Below are 14,645 nucleotides of genomic sequence, written 5' to 3'. Positions count from 1 at the left end.
ATAAGAAAATGAGGAAATTAGAATAGGGATATACTAATCAAAAGTACTGAATGAAACCTCGCATAATTAGCATTCATCCAGAGGCAATAGTATAATGCTTTGCATGGAAAATAAGAACTAACCTTTGCTAATTACCTATTAAGGGTATTTTAGCATTAGGATACTCCTATTAAAAGTAACTATTAACTGAGCAAAAATAAGTTTCATGGGCTAGCTGCTAGCTACGAAACTTATTATACGAGGAAAATCAATATGAAAAAGGCACCACTTAAGTATAATTTGTTTACTTTACTTGCCTATAAATGTAAGCTAAATTTTTTTGATTTTGTATTATGGGGGTTAATAATAATATTAAGTGGATTCATTAATCCACTGAGCCTATTATTTAAGCAAAATTTCATTGATGGTGCTATTAATTCATATAATACCAATTCAGGGTTTAAACAAATGGTATCATATATAATTCCTATTTTATGTATTTACTTCTATTATTTTATAAATACACCAATAAAAGAATTGCTAAATAATAAAATAGAAAGAAAATTACGTGAAAATCTAACATTTGATATGAATTCCAAAAAGTCAAGAATTAAATATGAATACATAGAAAATAGTAAAGCAAGTAATCTTATTGATAGAGTATTAAATGAACCTGAAAAAAGGATTTTAGAATATTACCAGAGTATTTTTACTCTTGTAGCTGGTTTTGTCAGTATTACAGGTACGATTATAATTATTAGTATGGTAGACTGGTGGATATGTATTTGTTTATTATTAGTAGCTTTACCGTCATATTATCTGGCTTATAATGGTGGAAAAAAAGAATATAGTTCAACAAAAGATATTTCTGAGATAAAACGTTATTGTGATTACTTAGCAGGCATTCCATTAGAACGTGAAAATGCTCATGAAAGGGAACTTTTTGGATTTGTTGATTATATAAATAAACAGTGGGAATATAATTTGAGATTTTATAAGAAGAAACTTTTGGATACTCAATTAAAAGTACAAACAATTATTACTACTAGTGGTGTAGCATCTAATATATTTATTGGTTTAGTATTCTTTTTACTTTTAATACCACTTAAACAAAAGGTTATAACAATTGGCTTTTATATATCAGCTTCCGCTACCTTATTATATATGAATAACTATATTAGTAAAGATATAATAGGTACTATTAAGCAGTTAACTAAAGATAAATTATTTTTTTCCGAGATAAATAGTTTTTATCAAATGGAAGAAACACCAGATGTATTTGAAAATAAAATAGAACCTAGGTCATTTGAAACTATTGAATTTAAAAATGTATATTTTAAATATCCTGGAAGTGAAGAATATATTTTAAAAGATTTCAATTTAACAATACATTCTGGATTACATTATGCAATAGTAGGATATAATGGTGCTGGAAAATCAACATTAATAAAAATATTATTGGGCTTGTATAAAGTTGATGCTGGAGATGTATTAATTAATAATATATCAATAAATAAAATGAAACAAAGTGAAATTAATGGTTTTTTTTCAGTAGTGTTTCAAGATTTTGCAAAATATTACGTATCTATACGAGATAACATTGCAATAGGGAATATGAATAAATTTAATAATGATATTAAAATTTTTGAAGCCTCCAATATGGGTGGAAGTAATGAATTCGTATCCAAATTAGATAACAAGTTTGATACTGTTTTAGGTAAGATATATGAAGGCGGTATTGATATAAGCGGTGGGCAATGGCAAAAAATAGCATATTCTAGGTCTTTTATGTCATCCGCACCTGTAAAAATATTAGACGAACCAACAGCATCATTAGATCCAATCTCTGAAAGTAAATTATATAGAGAATACGCAGCATTATCCAAAAAGCAAACTACGATATTTATAACCCATAGATTAGCTTCGACATCATTAGCAGATAAAATTGTTGTAATTAATAATTGTACCGTTGAAGAAATGGGGAATCATGAAGAATTAATAAAAATGGATAGACTTTATTCGAAAATGTTTGAGACTCAGAAAAAATGGTATAGCGAGGAGTATAATATGAATGAGTATTACTAAAAAGAAAAAGCAATATAATTTTTTTAACATTCTTATCAAAACTATAGGTATTTTCGTTAAGGTAAACCCAAGATATTTTTGCATATTTCTATTAATGAATATAATAGCAGGTTTAATTCAACCTTTTTTACTCATTATCCAACAAAATATTTTTGAGCAAGCTTATCAATATTCGTTAAATAATATTTCAATTCACATATTTATAATCTTTGTAATTACTTATATTTTGCTAAAAATAGTAATTCACTACTTAGATGGATTTGATGATCTATTAGTTTCATATGCTTATGTTGATTGTGAAGCAGCTATGACTAAAAATCTGAATAGTAAACTAGCTAATATTGCATTGGATAAATTTGAAGACGTAGAATTGTATAAAAACATATTAAAAGCAAGAAATGCTATTGATACAACAACAAAAACACAATTTTATATAATGAGTGGAATAATATACCAAATTTTTACATTAGCAGGGTATTTCAGTTATTTGCTTGTATTAAATCCGCAATTATTAATAATAGTTGCATTAATATGTATTCCAATAATTCTGTCTTTTATATTAAAAGGAAAACATTATTATAAACTTCAAAATGCCAATATTATTAATTTACGTAAAATGAAGTATTTTAGTTCATGCATGAATGGAAAAGAATATTTAAAAGAAACAAGAATATTAGGTGCTCTAGGATATTTTGCTAACCTTTTTAAAGAAAGTATCATTGAACTAAATAAAAATGAAAAAAAGACTTCAAAAAGAATTTTTAATATCGATGTTACGTTAGCTATATTTTCATTTTTTAGTATTGGTAGTTGTTTCATTTTAGCAGCATACTATTTATTTACTCAACAAATATCAGTTGGTGCTTTTGCATCTGTTTTAGTAGCTATTGATGATCTATACTTCTATATTTATGGTACATTTTATATTATAGGAAATGCAATAAAAAGTGCACCTCAATCAAGAAATTATTTTGAGTTCATTGATAATATTGATAATAAAATAGGTAATGATAATAAAATTACGCTAAATAAAGAAATTGAATTAAAAAATGTGTCTTATTCATACCCATCAAGTAACATTCCTGTTATTAACAATATAAACTTAAAGATTAAAAGAGGAGAAAAAATAGCTATTGTTGGAGTAAATGGAGCTGGTAAAACAACATTAGTTAAATTAATATGTGGACTTTATAGAGGATCGGGCGAAGTCTTATATGATGGTATTCCAATAAATGGCGTTAATAAACGTAATGTTTATAGTAACATATCAGCAGTATTTCAGGATTTTGGAAAGTATAAGTTAACTTTAAAAGAAAATGTTGCTATTAGTGATTGTAAAAATATAGACGATGATAAAAAGTTCAATGAAGCAATCATAAATTCACAATTTGAGGAAGAATTTATTATAGAAAACCAAGATAGAATTATTGGTAATGAATTTGGTGGTATTGAGTTAAGTGGTGGACAATGGCAAAAACTTGCTATAGCAAGAGGATTTTTCCGAAAATATGAATTAATAGTTTTGGATGAACCAACATCAGCAATTGATCCAATCCTTGAAAATGATTTGTATAAAAAGTTTAAAAATATTATGCAAAATAAAACCGGAATTATAGTGACTCATAGACTTGGATCAGCTAAAATAGCTGATCGAATCCTTGTATTAGATAAAGGAAGAATAATTGAGGATGGAACTCACGAAGAACTTATGGCAAATAATGGATTATATACTGAAATGTATAAATCACAGGCTGCTTGGTATAATAGGTGAGCATATTTCAAAGGAGGAAACCAAAGGATGGATAAATTAGCTCAATCACCAGTTTTAGCTTATATTAGAATATTGGAATCATGTAACGCTGGTTGTATGATGTGTAAATTTGCAAGAAGTAAAAATAAGAATGTAGTTACTTTTGATAACTTTAAAAAAATAGTAAATGATTTAGTACAAATCGGTGTAAAGGAAATTAGATTAACAGGGGGAGAACCAACAATTCATAAAGATATAATTCCAATGATTAAATATATTAAATCATTGGGCTTGAAAACAAGCTTAATTACAAATGGGTTAACTTTGCCTTTATTAGCAAAACAATACGAAGAAGCAGGATTGGATAAAATTATTTGTTCACTGGATTCTCCATATGTAGAGATACATAATGAACTTCGTGGTAAAGATAAAATGTTTGAAAATGCAACTTTAGGGCTAAATTTGATTAATCAATATAATAATGCCAGTATTTATAAAATAGATATATCTATTAATACAGTTATATCAAATAAAACTTTTAAAAGCTTATTGGATTTTATACCATTGTTAAAAAAATTAGGTGTAAATTCATGGTCACTAATTCAAATTAAAGATAATAAAGATCTGGAATTATCAGCAAAAGAAATTATAGAATATGAAGGAATTGCAAATACTTTACAAAAAAGATTAGCTGAAACAAAAATAAAATTAAGGACTAATTGTACGAATATTTTCTGTAAAAAAATTAATTATGATTTTGATAATATATGCTTTTACCCACTCTGTGTTATTTATATTGATGCTATAAATAACACAGCTATTCCCTGCAATTGTCTTATACATCGACAAAATGATTTGTTATTATCAAAAATAATTGAGAAGGGAATAGATAAGATTTGGAATGAACCTAAATATGTTGAAAAACGTATTGCTTTCACGAAAGTTGCAACTAAAACTTGTATAGGATGTGATCCTTCCAATTTATTTTCAAATCAAAATATCATTAATAAATTAAAAATAACTAATAATGAAGATTTAAGAGAGATGATTTTGAATGAAATTAGATAAACAAAATTAATGATGAGGTATAGTATGTTAGATAAGTTAATATTGCAATTAGTTAGCTGCACAGATATTAGTAATGAAGATTTTGAAAAATTAACAAACTTCGATTTACGAGATGATGAGTTAGCTTCATTAATGGAAAAGCATAAGGTTCAATATTTGCTGTTCCTACACTTATTAAAACATCATGGATTTTACAAAATTAAATATAAAGTAGGAGAAAAATGGGGAATTCAATTATGTTATTTGCAGAACAAGTATAATGAATATATAAACAACCTAAAAATTATAATTGAGTATTTAAACAATAATAATATACCTTATGTAATTTTAAAAGGATTTAGTATAATTGATAAATTGTATAAAAGGGAAAATATTATATATAGAGATTTCATTGACATAGACATCTTAATAGAAAGAAAAAATGTTAGTACAGTAAATGAAATATTATTAAAATGTGGTTTTATTCAAGGGTATGTTAATGAAGATAACGAAATCGAAGAAGCGGATCGAAAAAGTAAACTAAGTTGGAGCCTTTTTTCCCATCAAGAATATGAATATATAAAATTTTCTAATACAGGATACATATCCCCCTTTAACCGTATCTATATAGATATAAATACAACTATTTTTGAGGGTGGAGAATATAAGCCACAAATTAGTACTGAGGAATTAATTAATCATACAATTACACAAGAAATTGGTAATGGTCTATTTATAAAATGTTTAGAATATGAATATGAAATCATACAACTCTGCTATCATTTTTATAAAGATACAATATATGAAGTAAAAATAAAAGACCAAGAAAATTTTTGTATGCTTAAGTTGTGTGATATAAGAGAATATATTATAAAATATTTATTCGATATTAATTGGAATAAGTTTGTAGATATAATTAATAACGCAAAAATAGAAGTTCAAATCTTTAATACATTGTATACTGTGCGGAGTGTTTTCGGGGATCTCGGTATTGATTATGTAATGGATAAATTAAAACCTAGTGATAGTGAAATCATTACTAGTACCATTGATAATGAGTGGTATAAAAAATTATAAGTAAATGAGTATATTAAAACGAGATGGGGCATATTTGAACATGGAGCTTAACAGTAACAACCATAAATTTGCTTTATTGTTCCTTACTTAGATAGGGGATCGCTTTGCTAATGATAGCAGCTTTAACGGAGCCTTTACTAGCCATGATAAAATAATTTTACAAGAGATAAGACTAAAGTCAAACTAGTACATGAGTTTGCGAAGTAGATCTTGCTACTGGATCGGTGCTCCAATTACCATAGGGTATTCAAAGAATACAACAAACTAAAAATAGTTTGCTTACCAAGGCAATTCAACAATGTTTTAAGTAGAACAAAAAACGCATTAGTAAAATGAAGTGGATGATATCAAAAAAGTTTTTTATCATAATAAGGGATATTTTATGGAATATATGATATGTGAAATATATTATAACAGTGGAATTTCTCTATATATGGAAATCATGCTTCTGCAGATTCAAATAATCGTAGACAGCAAGGGCGGTAGTACTGAAGGTATCTGAAAATAACATCTCCTGTGTCATGGTTGAATACTTCTTGAACAACACATTCATAAACTGCTGCTTTTCTTTGATGAGGTTGCAGACGGCAAAGTATCGTGCTCTTGTAAGGTTCTGTAGAGCTTTGTAGTGATAATCTCCTATTTATACCTCTTTGCTGATTCTTCCAAAACGCAGGCAGTCAGCAATGTCATAAGAGTCCACATAATCATTCTTTGGCAGGTCATTATAAGCATCTTTAAACTTTTGGACCTGCTTGGGATTTGAGGACATGAATCTTTCTGTTAAAGAATGCAAGAGAAGCATCTTCCCTTAGAAAAACACGAGATTGTCACCATAGACAGATGCTGATTCGAGACCTATGAGGCGGTGTTAAGGGATTGAGAATTTAAAGCAGAGCAGTCTTTTTACCAACTGAACAGAACCATCCTGTGAGTTAGCAACTGAAAAGCTACTGTGTTTGTTACCATTAAGCAGCATAAGATAAACGACATTGGATTTGCTGCTTACATCAATTCCAACGTAAAGTGGGTTCATAAAATCACCTTCTTTTGTAATAAAATTTGAGTGTTCAATCGCTTGGTAAACCCCATGATCATGGAGTATCGACACCCTCGCATATAAGAATCCAGCTTAAGATGGACAGATGCGAAACCACACTGCCAGATGGTCGTCCATGTACTTAAGCAAACAACCAGCCGGTTTGAAGCTAACTTCCATGTCAGGGGAACAGACTTATTATGAAGCAATCATTACTGGTTCAACAGGAGAAAAAAGAACTATTACCTGATTGACACTAAAACAATTATATCATGGGCTTAACTAAGCATATTGAACAAAATTTATTAAGTTATAAAGATACATTATGTATCTTAAAAAATATTATACGAGGAGAGATAGAGATGTACAATTTAGTTAAAGTGGGCATTATTGGGATGGGTGGTATTGCCGAGTCATATATTAGGAATTTAATACAAATGGAAAATGTTGAAATTGTTTCAGCAGCGGATATTTGTTTTCAAAAAGCTAAAAACTTAGTTAATAAGTACAATCTTAATTATGTTAAACTTTATGAAGACTATAAGAAAATGATTGACGAAGTAAAGATCGATCTTGTTTGTATATGTACATATAATACCCAGCATGCTGAATGCGCAATTTATGCATTGAATAAAAAACTCAATGTATTACTTGAAAAACCTATGTGCGTTACTACAAACGAAGCAATAGATATTATAAAAGCAGAGAAAAAATCTGGAAAATTATTTGCTGTTGGAATGCAACCGCGTTTTGATGAAAACATGAAAATGATTAAGAAAGTAATAGAATCAGGCGAGTTGGGAAAAGTATATTACATTCAAACTGGTGGTGGTTGTCGTAGAGATATACCAAATGGTACATTCATTGATAAAAAAACAGCAGGTATAGGTGTGACGGGAGATCTTGGCTGTTATCCCTTGGATATGGTACTTCATGCCATTAATTATCCAAAACCTTTGACTGTTTCAGGGTTTAAATCTAGTTATTTTGGAACTAATAAGATATATAATAATCTCAATGATGCACTACGATTTAATGTTGAGGATTTCTCGGCAGCATTTATACGCTTAGAAGGTGATATTGTTATAGATTTTAGAATTTCTTGGGCAATGCATATGGATTCAATGGGAGATACAATAATTCTTGGTACAAAAGGCGGATTAAGAATTCCATCCACAAAATGCTGGAACGGTTCAATAAGTGGTCCATTAAAAATATATAAAGATAAAGAAGGACAACAAATCGAGGTTGAAGTACCAATGTGTGTGAAGGATAATGTTCGATTGAGTTATAAAAAAATTAAAGCAGTAGTAGAAGCAATACGAAACTCAGATTCCTCACCTATTCCTTCATATGAAATGTTATATAATCAAGTAATAATAGATAATATAATAAAATCCGCTGAACAAGGAAGTGAAGTGAAAATAGATTTTTCTGAAATTAATGAATTAGTAAATTCTTAAAATATGTATTGCAAATATATATTTTATAGAGAGGAAACTATATGGCCTTATTTGCCAAAAATCAAAAATACAATAAGCAAAATTATCGGTAAGAAAACCCATATATTGTTATTGGACGAGCCTACAAATCATTTAGATATAAATGATTTGGAATGGCTGGAAAACTTTTTGATTAATTATGATGGCACTATTTTGGTAATATCACATGAGAGTTATTTCTTAGATAAAGTAACTACCAGAACTCTTGAAATGGGATACTAAAAGTAAAAACAACAAAGAGAAGGGAGAAAAAATATTAGAATGGCTGAGAGTAAGACGAAAATGATTAAAAGATTGGAAAATGCTTTAGTTAAACCAGAGAAAAATTATTACCAAGTGAAAATTTAAGTAGTCGAGCACTTATTGGTAGCAGATTTATGTTTTTCTTTTAGTCAAGCTCCTATTACTAAAAATATTAATATAGAAATAAGAGGTGGAGAACATGTTTTTTTAATTGGACCAAATGGTTGTGGGAAGACAAGTTTCTTTAAAATATTAGTAAATGAGTTTACACCTAATAGTGGAGAGTTTCATTTTGGACCAGGTGTTAAACTAGGATATTATAGCCAGATTCTATCTGGTTTAAATTCAACAAAATTTATTGTAAATGAAATAAGAGATAGGATAGCCATTGATGTCTCAGACAGAAGTTCGAAAAGTATTAGCAAATATTCAATTTAGAGGAGATTCAGTTTACAAACAAATAAATAAACTAAGTGGTGGTGAAAAAACAAGAATTCAATTAATGCTATTAATGCTATCAAACGCTAATTTTTTACTTCTTGATGAACCTTCCAATCACTTAGATATAATTTCCAGAGAGGCTCTGGAAATTATTTTAAACAATTTTAAAGGAACATTATTTATTATATCTCATGACCGATATTTGATAAATAAGTTAGCAGATCATATTTTATATTTGAATGAAGGTGGGTTACAAGAGGTAAAGGGTAATTACAATACATTTTTGCAAACAATAAAATGAAAAGCATATAAAGAATATATTAGAAAATTATATTAATACTCATCAAAAGTAGAAAAAGTATCTAATATTAAAATCAAAATTTGTAATACCTGTAATTATAATATAAGTAGGTTACTATTTCTCATATTAATAAATAAGATAGAAAATAATTTCCACCGTTTTTAAGTATTAGTTTTTTCATAATTTTAGGAGTGTGAATAGATGAAAAATGAGTATAAAATTGCAGTTGCTGGAATTGGTTATGTAGGACTAGCAAATGCTATATTATTGGCACAATATCATAAAGTTATAGCTGTTGATATTAATGAATCTAAAGTAAATATGATTAATCAAAGAAAATCACCAATAGTTGATTACGAAATAGAGCAGTACCTTGAAAATCATACATTAAATCTTGTAGCTACTAAGGATTCTATAGTAGCTTATAAGGATGTAGATTATGTAATTATTGCTACCCCAACGAATTTTAGTTCAGAGCTGAATTGTTTTGATACAACTTCTATAGAAAAAGTGATTGATTTAGTTATAAAAACTAATCCAGAGGCTACCATTATAATTAAATCTACTGTTCCAATTGGGTATACTGAGTCTATATGTAAAAGATTTAACAGTAATAATATCATTTTTTCTCCGGAATTTTTAAGAGAAGGACATGCCCTTTATGATAATCTTTACCCAAGTCGTATTATAATGGGGGGGTGCTGGATAGATAGTAATTTAAAAGAGAATGCGTATAATTTTACTAAAATATATAAATATTGTACCATTAAAAAAAATATTCCTATACTTTATGTAAATCCATCTGAAGCCGAAGCTATTAAACTTTTTGCAAATACATATCTTGCACTTAGAGTGTCATTTTACAATGAACTAGATACATATGCCGAAATGAAAAATTTGAATACAAAACAGATTATTAGAGGAATGGGTCTGGATCCTAGAATTGGTGAACATTATAATAATCCAAGTTTTGGATATGGAGGATATTGCCTACCGAAAGATACGAAACAGCTTCTTGCAAATTACGATGGAGTCCCAGAGAATTTAATTAAAGCAATTGTACAATCAAATTATACCAGAAAAAAGTTTATTTCAGAAAAAATCCTTAAACTATCTCATTTTTCAATAAATAGTAAAGATAAAGATTTTGGGAATGCTAAACCAGTGATAGGTTTTTATAGATTGATTATGAAAGCAAATTCTGACAACTTTCGCGAAAGTAGTGTCATTGATATTATTGAGAGTATAGAGAGGCAAGTAGATATTGTAATTTATGAACCAGAATGTAAAGATAAAATGTTTCATGGAAATAAGGTAATAAATAATCTTGTCAAATTTAAATCAATGTCTAACTTGATTGTAGCTAATAGATATTCTAAAGAGTTAGAGGATGTTTGGGAAAAATTATATACCAGAGATATTTATATAAGTGATTTGGATGACGAGCAGATGGAATGATTCAATTGAAATAATTGTGAGAATTTTATAAATTCTTTCGTTTAAGGTTTATTATATAGGCTTGATATATAAACCTTTATCTTTAGTGCTCATTTTGTGTAATTAATATTAAATAGAAAATTGGGGGGGGATATGAAAAAAATACTTGAGATTAATGAAAATCCTATCTTAACTACTTATCCAGAATTTGGCGTTATGTTTTCGGTGATTGATTTAAATAATCCTAAAAGTTGGGATTGGATTTATAGCAGTTTCATACAGATTTATTCTATAGAATATTATAAATATATGACTCATAAAGGTGAAGTTTACGATTATATAGGAAGCATTAGTTCATATCGAGAACATTTGGAATTGGGGAGATATTCTAATAATATGCCGGCTCCTACGTTGAAATATTTACATATAGATCAAGAATTTTTAAAGAACAAAAATAATTATAATATAATAGAAACAATAATACAAGCTATAAATCAAGGATTATATATATCATTATATTTAGATTGGTATTACTTGCCCAAGTCACCTTGTTATCAATATAAGCATAACCCTCATCTGACATTAATATATGGATATGATTTAGAAAAAAGAATTTTTTATGCAAGGGATAATTTGGATAATGGAAGATATATATCGGAAGAAATTTTTTTTGAGGATTTTTTGAAATCATATAATATTCAAGTAACTTGTGTGTCTGTAAACAATGAAAATCAACAAAATATTACTTTTATAAAAAGAGTTGAAGCACCAAGTTATCAATTCAATATTCAATATACATTAGAAGAATTGTTATTTTATGTTAATAGTTATAATTCAAATAAAAAAAATATATCCAATAACTCAGAAAATATGGCTAAACATTTTTCTAAACATTTTAGTTTTTATTATAATTGTAAATTACAGTATTATAACATAGGGTTTTATGAGAATTTATTAAATAACTTATTATTTATTAAAGATGCTGATGAACTTGATATACGAACTTATCATTTGTTATATGAACACAAAAAGTTAATGCTTAATCGAGTTAAATATTTAATAGATAAAGAATTTATACCTTCTCATACAATTATCATTGATTTATTTGAAAATAACTTAAAGCTAGCAAGAATTATATTATCAGTTGCACTAAAATTAATTATCTCGAAAAATATAAATAAATCAAAAAAATCTCTTGAGGAATACATCAACATATTACAACAAAACGAGATCAAGAGCATGAATATACTAATTAATGAAATAAATAGCAATCTTTGAATAATGTATATTCTGATTGAATAGTGCGTGCTTTCTGATAAATCAGAGCACCCATTTCCAATAAATTAAAGCAGGTGTTTCTACTGCTCAGTGCAATGCCCATAATGAGTAAATACACATGATTTGTGTGTAAATTCATTATAGGAGGTCGATAACCATGGTTGATTATCAAGAAATCATCAGACTACATAGTCTGAATTTAGCAACGCAGGTATTGCTAACAGTATCAGTTGCTCACGTAACACAGTTTCTGACGTTTTAAAATTTACAGAAACGCATAACCTAGACTGGCCAATTCCAGAGGCACTGACAAACAGGGATATTGAAATACTATTTTATCCTGATCGTGCCACAAGAGAAAGAAGAAAACATCCTGATTATGAGTACGTGTATAAGGAACTTGCCAAAACAGGCGTAACGCTATCACTTCTTTGGGCAGAATACTGTACCAAATGTGAATTGGAGAACACGATTCCTTACCAGCATGCACAATTCAATGAGAAGTATCACGCATTTGCTGCAGCTAAGAAGGCTACTCTTCGTATCAATCGTAAGCCTGGAAAGATCATGGAGGTCGATTGGGTTGGAAATACTTTATCTGTTTTTGATGTTGCTGCTGGCTGCAATGTAAATGCCTATGTGTTTGTAGCTTGTCTTCCATGCAGTATGTATAGATATGCTGGAACATTTCCTGACATGAAATCCAACCATTGGATCACAGCACGTGTACATGCTTATACCCACTTTGGGGGTTGTTACGCGTATTTTAGTTCTTGATAACCTAAAAACCGGTGTAATCAAGAATACTCGAACGGAACTTATTTTGAACCGTTCTTATTATGAAATGGCTGAACATTATGGGGCAGCCATTATTCCAGCAAGGCCTATAAAACCGAAAGACAAGCCTACTGCTGAAGGAACAGTAAAAAGTGATAGAGACATGGATTCTTGCTGCTCTTCGTAACCGTAAATTCTTCTCATTAGAAGATCTTAAAAAAGCGATTATTGAAAAACTAGAAGAATTTAATACAAAACCATTTCAAAAAAGCAAAGGGAGCAGGCTTACCGCATTTGTTGAATAAGAAAAAGAATTCCTCATGCTGTTACCTGCTTCCCCAAATGAAACGGCCCTCTGGTCAACTGCCACCATACAACCTGATTATCTCACAACTGTCGGGGATTGTAAGTATTCTGGTTCTTATGAATTTATTGGTAAGAAAGTTGATATTCGTACTATAGATAATTGTATAGAAGTCTTCTTTCATAACAACCGTATCGCATCACATGTTTGAAAGATTTATTCTTTAGCTCCATGTTATCTACCGGAGCACATGCCTGAAAATCATAGGAAGTATCTTGAATACAGTACAGATTCTTTCCTTGAATGGGCAGAAAGTGTTGGAGGTACACACGATAAACGTAAAAGTACCAAACTTCAAAAAATAATCCATGATGCAGGATTTTGCTATCCCAATGCCTGTGTAGAAGACATTAAATATCACGCTGACAGAAATCTGGACAAACCCCAGATGCTTGAGTTTTCAACCTGCCGATATATCGCAGACAGCCATCACATCATTCTGAAAGGAGCCTCTGGAAATGGAAAACTTACATTGCTTGTGCCTTAGGTATTGCAGCATGTAAAAACTTTATAAAAGTAAGCTATGCGCGGTTGCCGGATACTCTAAACAAACTGACGGTTGCTCATGGAGAGGGTACTTTTGAGAAAGTCATTAAATCTTATTAGAAAGTGAATCTTCTGATCATAGATGAATTTCTCCTCACACCATTGGCAAGTGATCAGGAACGAGAACTACTGGAGATTATTGAATCCAGAAGTGTAAAGGACTCTATTATCTTCTGCACACAATTTGAACCAAGCGAATGGTATACACACAATGGCAACGAAAGCGATGCAACTGTATGTGAAGCCATCATTGACCGAATCATACACAATTCTTACGAAGTGATGATTGATGATCTCTTATCTATGCGAGAGTGACATGGGCTTAAAGATATCAAAGTACACTATTTCAAGATCAATCTGCCTACCGGAAGGGTGTACCTCAATTACTGGTCAGATGGATCAATTAGTACAGGAATATTCAAAAGCTAAGTAAAATTAGGTTAAAAAATTAATAATAAAGCAATGAAAATAAATTATTGGAGAATTAATATGAATGATATTATTATAAAAATTATTGACATAGTAAATGAGGTAACAGAAGATACTAAAATTACAGAAGAATCCTTAGAAATGTCATTTGAAGAACTTGGAATTGATTCAATAGCATTTATTTCTATTATTATATCATTAGAAGAAGAATTTTGTATAGAAATTCCAGATGAAAACTTGCTATTAAGTGAATTAAATACAGTACATAAAATTGCAGAGTTATTAGTAATGCTTAATAATAATTAAAAATTATACTGTTTTTATGTGTAAAAATTACAATAATGAAGTCT

16 protein-coding genes and 1 pseudogene are annotated in these 14,645 nt (G+C 29.1%); 15 read left to right on the top strand and 2 right to left on the bottom strand.

Annotation, left to right across the window (positions count from 1 at the left end; all coding sequences use genetic code 11):
* The first annotated feature begins 252 nt into the window (after nucleotides 1-252).
* From bsdcttw_RS22710 to bsdcttw_RS22695, 4 genes are read left to right on the top strand one after another with little or no spacing between them, the layout of a single operon-like run.
* The gene (locus tag bsdcttw_RS22710; RefSeq protein WP_185257045.1) at nucleotides 253-2,064 is read left to right on the top strand and encodes an ABC transporter ATP-binding protein; all 1,812 of its coding nucleotides are present in this window, start codon (nucleotides 253-255) and stop codon (nucleotides 2,062-2,064) included.
* Complete coding sequence (locus bsdcttw_RS22705) at nucleotides 2,051-3,835, top strand: ABC transporter ATP-binding protein (protein WP_185257044.1); 1,785 nt, start codon at nucleotides 2,051-2,053, stop codon at nucleotides 3,833-3,835. Before bsdcttw_RS22710 ends, bsdcttw_RS22705 begins: the two co-directional genes overlap by 14 nt.
* Nucleotides 3,836-3,862: 27 nt before the next feature.
* Nucleotides 3,863-4,882, top strand: a complete 1,020-nt coding sequence (locus bsdcttw_RS22700) for a radical SAM protein (RefSeq protein ID WP_185257043.1) — start codon at nucleotides 3,863-3,865, stop codon at nucleotides 4,880-4,882.
* A 24-nt stretch (nucleotides 4,883-4,906) separates the two neighbouring features.
* Entirely contained in the window at nucleotides 4,907-5,938 is a 1,032-nt protein-coding gene (locus bsdcttw_RS22695; RefSeq protein ID WP_185257042.1) for a nucleotidyltransferase family protein, read from the top strand.
* A 643-nt stretch (nucleotides 5,939-6,581) separates the two neighbouring features.
* On the opposite strand, the gene bsdcttw_RS22690 is transcribed toward bsdcttw_RS22695, so the two are convergent.
* The gene (locus bsdcttw_RS22690; protein ID WP_185257041.1) at nucleotides 6,582-6,734 is read right to left on the bottom strand and encodes a hypothetical protein; all 153 of its coding nucleotides are present in this window, start codon (nucleotides 6,732-6,734) and stop codon (nucleotides 6,582-6,584) included.
* Between the two features lie 75 nt (nucleotides 6,735-6,809).
* The gene (locus bsdcttw_RS22685; RefSeq protein WP_185257040.1) at nucleotides 6,810-6,974 is read right to left on the bottom strand and encodes a hypothetical protein; all 165 of its coding nucleotides are present in this window, start codon (nucleotides 6,972-6,974) and stop codon (nucleotides 6,810-6,812) included.
* 109 nt (nucleotides 6,975-7,083) lie between these two features.
* Between bsdcttw_RS22685 and bsdcttw_RS24940 the strand changes: the two genes are divergently transcribed.
* The 11 genes and pseudogenes from bsdcttw_RS24940 to bsdcttw_RS22635 all read left to right on the top strand — a co-directional run bounded on the left by bsdcttw_RS24940 (nucleotide 7,084) and on the right by bsdcttw_RS22635 (nucleotide 14,601).
* Complete coding sequence (locus tag bsdcttw_RS24940; RefSeq protein WP_207726455.1) at nucleotides 7,084-7,227, top strand: hypothetical protein; 144 nt, start codon at nucleotides 7,084-7,086, stop codon at nucleotides 7,225-7,227.
* A gap of 112 nt (nucleotides 7,228-7,339) precedes the next feature.
* Nucleotides 7,340-8,440 (top strand): Gfo/Idh/MocA family protein, encoded by a 1,101-nt coding sequence (locus tag bsdcttw_RS22680; RefSeq protein WP_185257039.1) that lies wholly within the window; start codon nucleotides 7,340-7,342, stop codon nucleotides 8,438-8,440.
* Nucleotides 8,441-8,491: 51 nt separating this feature from the next.
* Nucleotides 8,492-8,701 carry an ABC-F family ATP-binding cassette domain-containing protein gene (locus bsdcttw_RS22675; protein ID WP_185257038.1) on the top strand — a complete coding sequence of 70 codons (210 nt, stop codon included), beginning with the start codon at nucleotides 8,492-8,494 and terminating at the stop codon, nucleotides 8,699-8,701.
* A gap of 141 nt (nucleotides 8,702-8,842) precedes the next feature.
* On the top strand, nucleotides 8,843-9,160 hold the full coding sequence (locus bsdcttw_RS25270) for an ATP-binding cassette domain-containing protein (RefSeq protein ID WP_185257037.1): 318 nt from the start codon (nucleotides 8,843-8,845) through the stop codon (nucleotides 9,158-9,160).
* The gene (locus tag bsdcttw_RS25265) at nucleotides 9,114-9,464 is read left to right on the top strand and encodes an ATP-binding cassette domain-containing protein (protein ID WP_185257036.1); all 351 of its coding nucleotides are present in this window, start codon (nucleotides 9,114-9,116) and stop codon (nucleotides 9,462-9,464) included. Before bsdcttw_RS25270 ends, bsdcttw_RS25265 begins: the two co-directional genes overlap by 47 nt.
* A gap of 201 nt (nucleotides 9,465-9,665) precedes the next feature.
* Entirely contained in the window at nucleotides 9,666-10,922 is a 1,257-nt protein-coding gene (locus bsdcttw_RS22660) for a nucleotide sugar dehydrogenase (protein WP_185257035.1), read from the top strand.
* 132 nt (nucleotides 10,923-11,054) lie between these two features.
* On the top strand, nucleotides 11,055-12,179 hold the full coding sequence (locus bsdcttw_RS22655) for a cysteine peptidase family C39 domain-containing protein (RefSeq protein ID WP_185257034.1): 1,125 nt from the start codon (nucleotides 11,055-11,057) through the stop codon (nucleotides 12,177-12,179).
* A gap of 929 nt (nucleotides 12,180-13,108) precedes the next feature.
* A complete protein-coding gene (locus bsdcttw_RS22645) occupies nucleotides 13,109-13,261 on the top strand; it encodes a hypothetical protein (protein WP_185257032.1) in 153 nt (50 codons plus the stop codon).
* Nucleotides 13,262-13,276: 15 nt separating this feature from the next.
* Nucleotides 13,277-13,471, top strand: a complete 195-nt coding sequence (locus bsdcttw_RS25580; RefSeq protein WP_408626494.1) for a Mu transposase domain-containing protein — start codon at nucleotides 13,277-13,279, stop codon at nucleotides 13,469-13,471.
* Between the two features lie 39 nt (nucleotides 13,472-13,510).
* Nucleotides 13,511-14,181, top strand: a pseudogene (locus tag bsdcttw_RS25575) (ATP-binding protein).
* A 174-nt stretch (nucleotides 14,182-14,355) separates the two neighbouring features.
* Nucleotides 14,356-14,601 (top strand): phosphopantetheine-binding protein, encoded by a 246-nt coding sequence (locus tag bsdcttw_RS22635; RefSeq protein WP_185257031.1) that lies wholly within the window; start codon nucleotides 14,356-14,358, stop codon nucleotides 14,599-14,601.
* The last annotated feature ends 44 nt before the right edge of the window (nucleotides 14,602-14,645 follow it).

This window comes from Anaerocolumna chitinilytica (assembly GCF_014218355.1).
GTDB classification, from domain to species: Bacteria; Bacillota; Clostridia; order Lachnospirales; family Lachnospiraceae; genus Anaerocolumna; species Anaerocolumna chitinilytica.
The sequence above is the reverse complement of the archived record's forward strand: the minus strand, read 5'-3'. Positions and strand labels throughout refer to the sequence as shown.

Excerpts from the sequence above, each read along its gene's own strand:
- bsdcttw_RS22710 (WP_185257045.1), top strand. The coding sequence starts at position 253 with ATGAAAAAGGCACCACTTAAGTATAATTTGTTTACTTTACTTGCCTAT.
- bsdcttw_RS22705 (WP_185257044.1), top strand. The coding sequence starts at position 2,051 with ATGAGTATTACTAAAAAGAAAAAGCAATATAATTTTTTTAACATTCTT.
- bsdcttw_RS22700 (WP_185257043.1), top strand. The coding sequence starts at position 3,863 with ATGGATAAATTAGCTCAATCACCAGTTTTAGCTTATATTAGAATATTG.
- bsdcttw_RS22695 (WP_185257042.1), top strand. The coding sequence starts at position 4,907 with ATGTTAGATAAGTTAATATTGCAATTAGTTAGCTGCACAGATATTAGT.
- bsdcttw_RS22685 (WP_185257040.1), bottom strand. The coding sequence starts at position 6,974 with ATGAACCCACTTTACGTTGGAATTGATGTAAGCAGCAAATCCAATGTC.
- bsdcttw_RS24940 (WP_207726455.1), top strand. The coding sequence starts at position 7,084 with ATGCGAAACCACACTGCCAGATGGTCGTCCATGTACTTAAGCAAACAA.
- bsdcttw_RS22680 (WP_185257039.1), top strand. The coding sequence starts at position 7,340 with ATGTACAATTTAGTTAAAGTGGGCATTATTGGGATGGGTGGTATTGCC.
- bsdcttw_RS25265 (WP_185257036.1), top strand. The coding sequence starts at position 9,114 with ATGTCTCAGACAGAAGTTCGAAAAGTATTAGCAAATATTCAATTTAGA.
- bsdcttw_RS22660 (WP_185257035.1), top strand. The coding sequence starts at position 9,666 with ATGAAAAATGAGTATAAAATTGCAGTTGCTGGAATTGGTTATGTAGGA.
- bsdcttw_RS22655 (WP_185257034.1), top strand. The coding sequence starts at position 11,055 with ATGAAAAAAATACTTGAGATTAATGAAAATCCTATCTTAACTACTTAT.
- bsdcttw_RS25580 (WP_408626494.1), top strand. The coding sequence starts at position 13,277 with ATGCTGTTACCTGCTTCCCCAAATGAAACGGCCCTCTGGTCAACTGCC.
- bsdcttw_RS22635 (WP_185257031.1), top strand. The coding sequence starts at position 14,356 with ATGAATGATATTATTATAAAAATTATTGACATAGTAAATGAGGTAACA.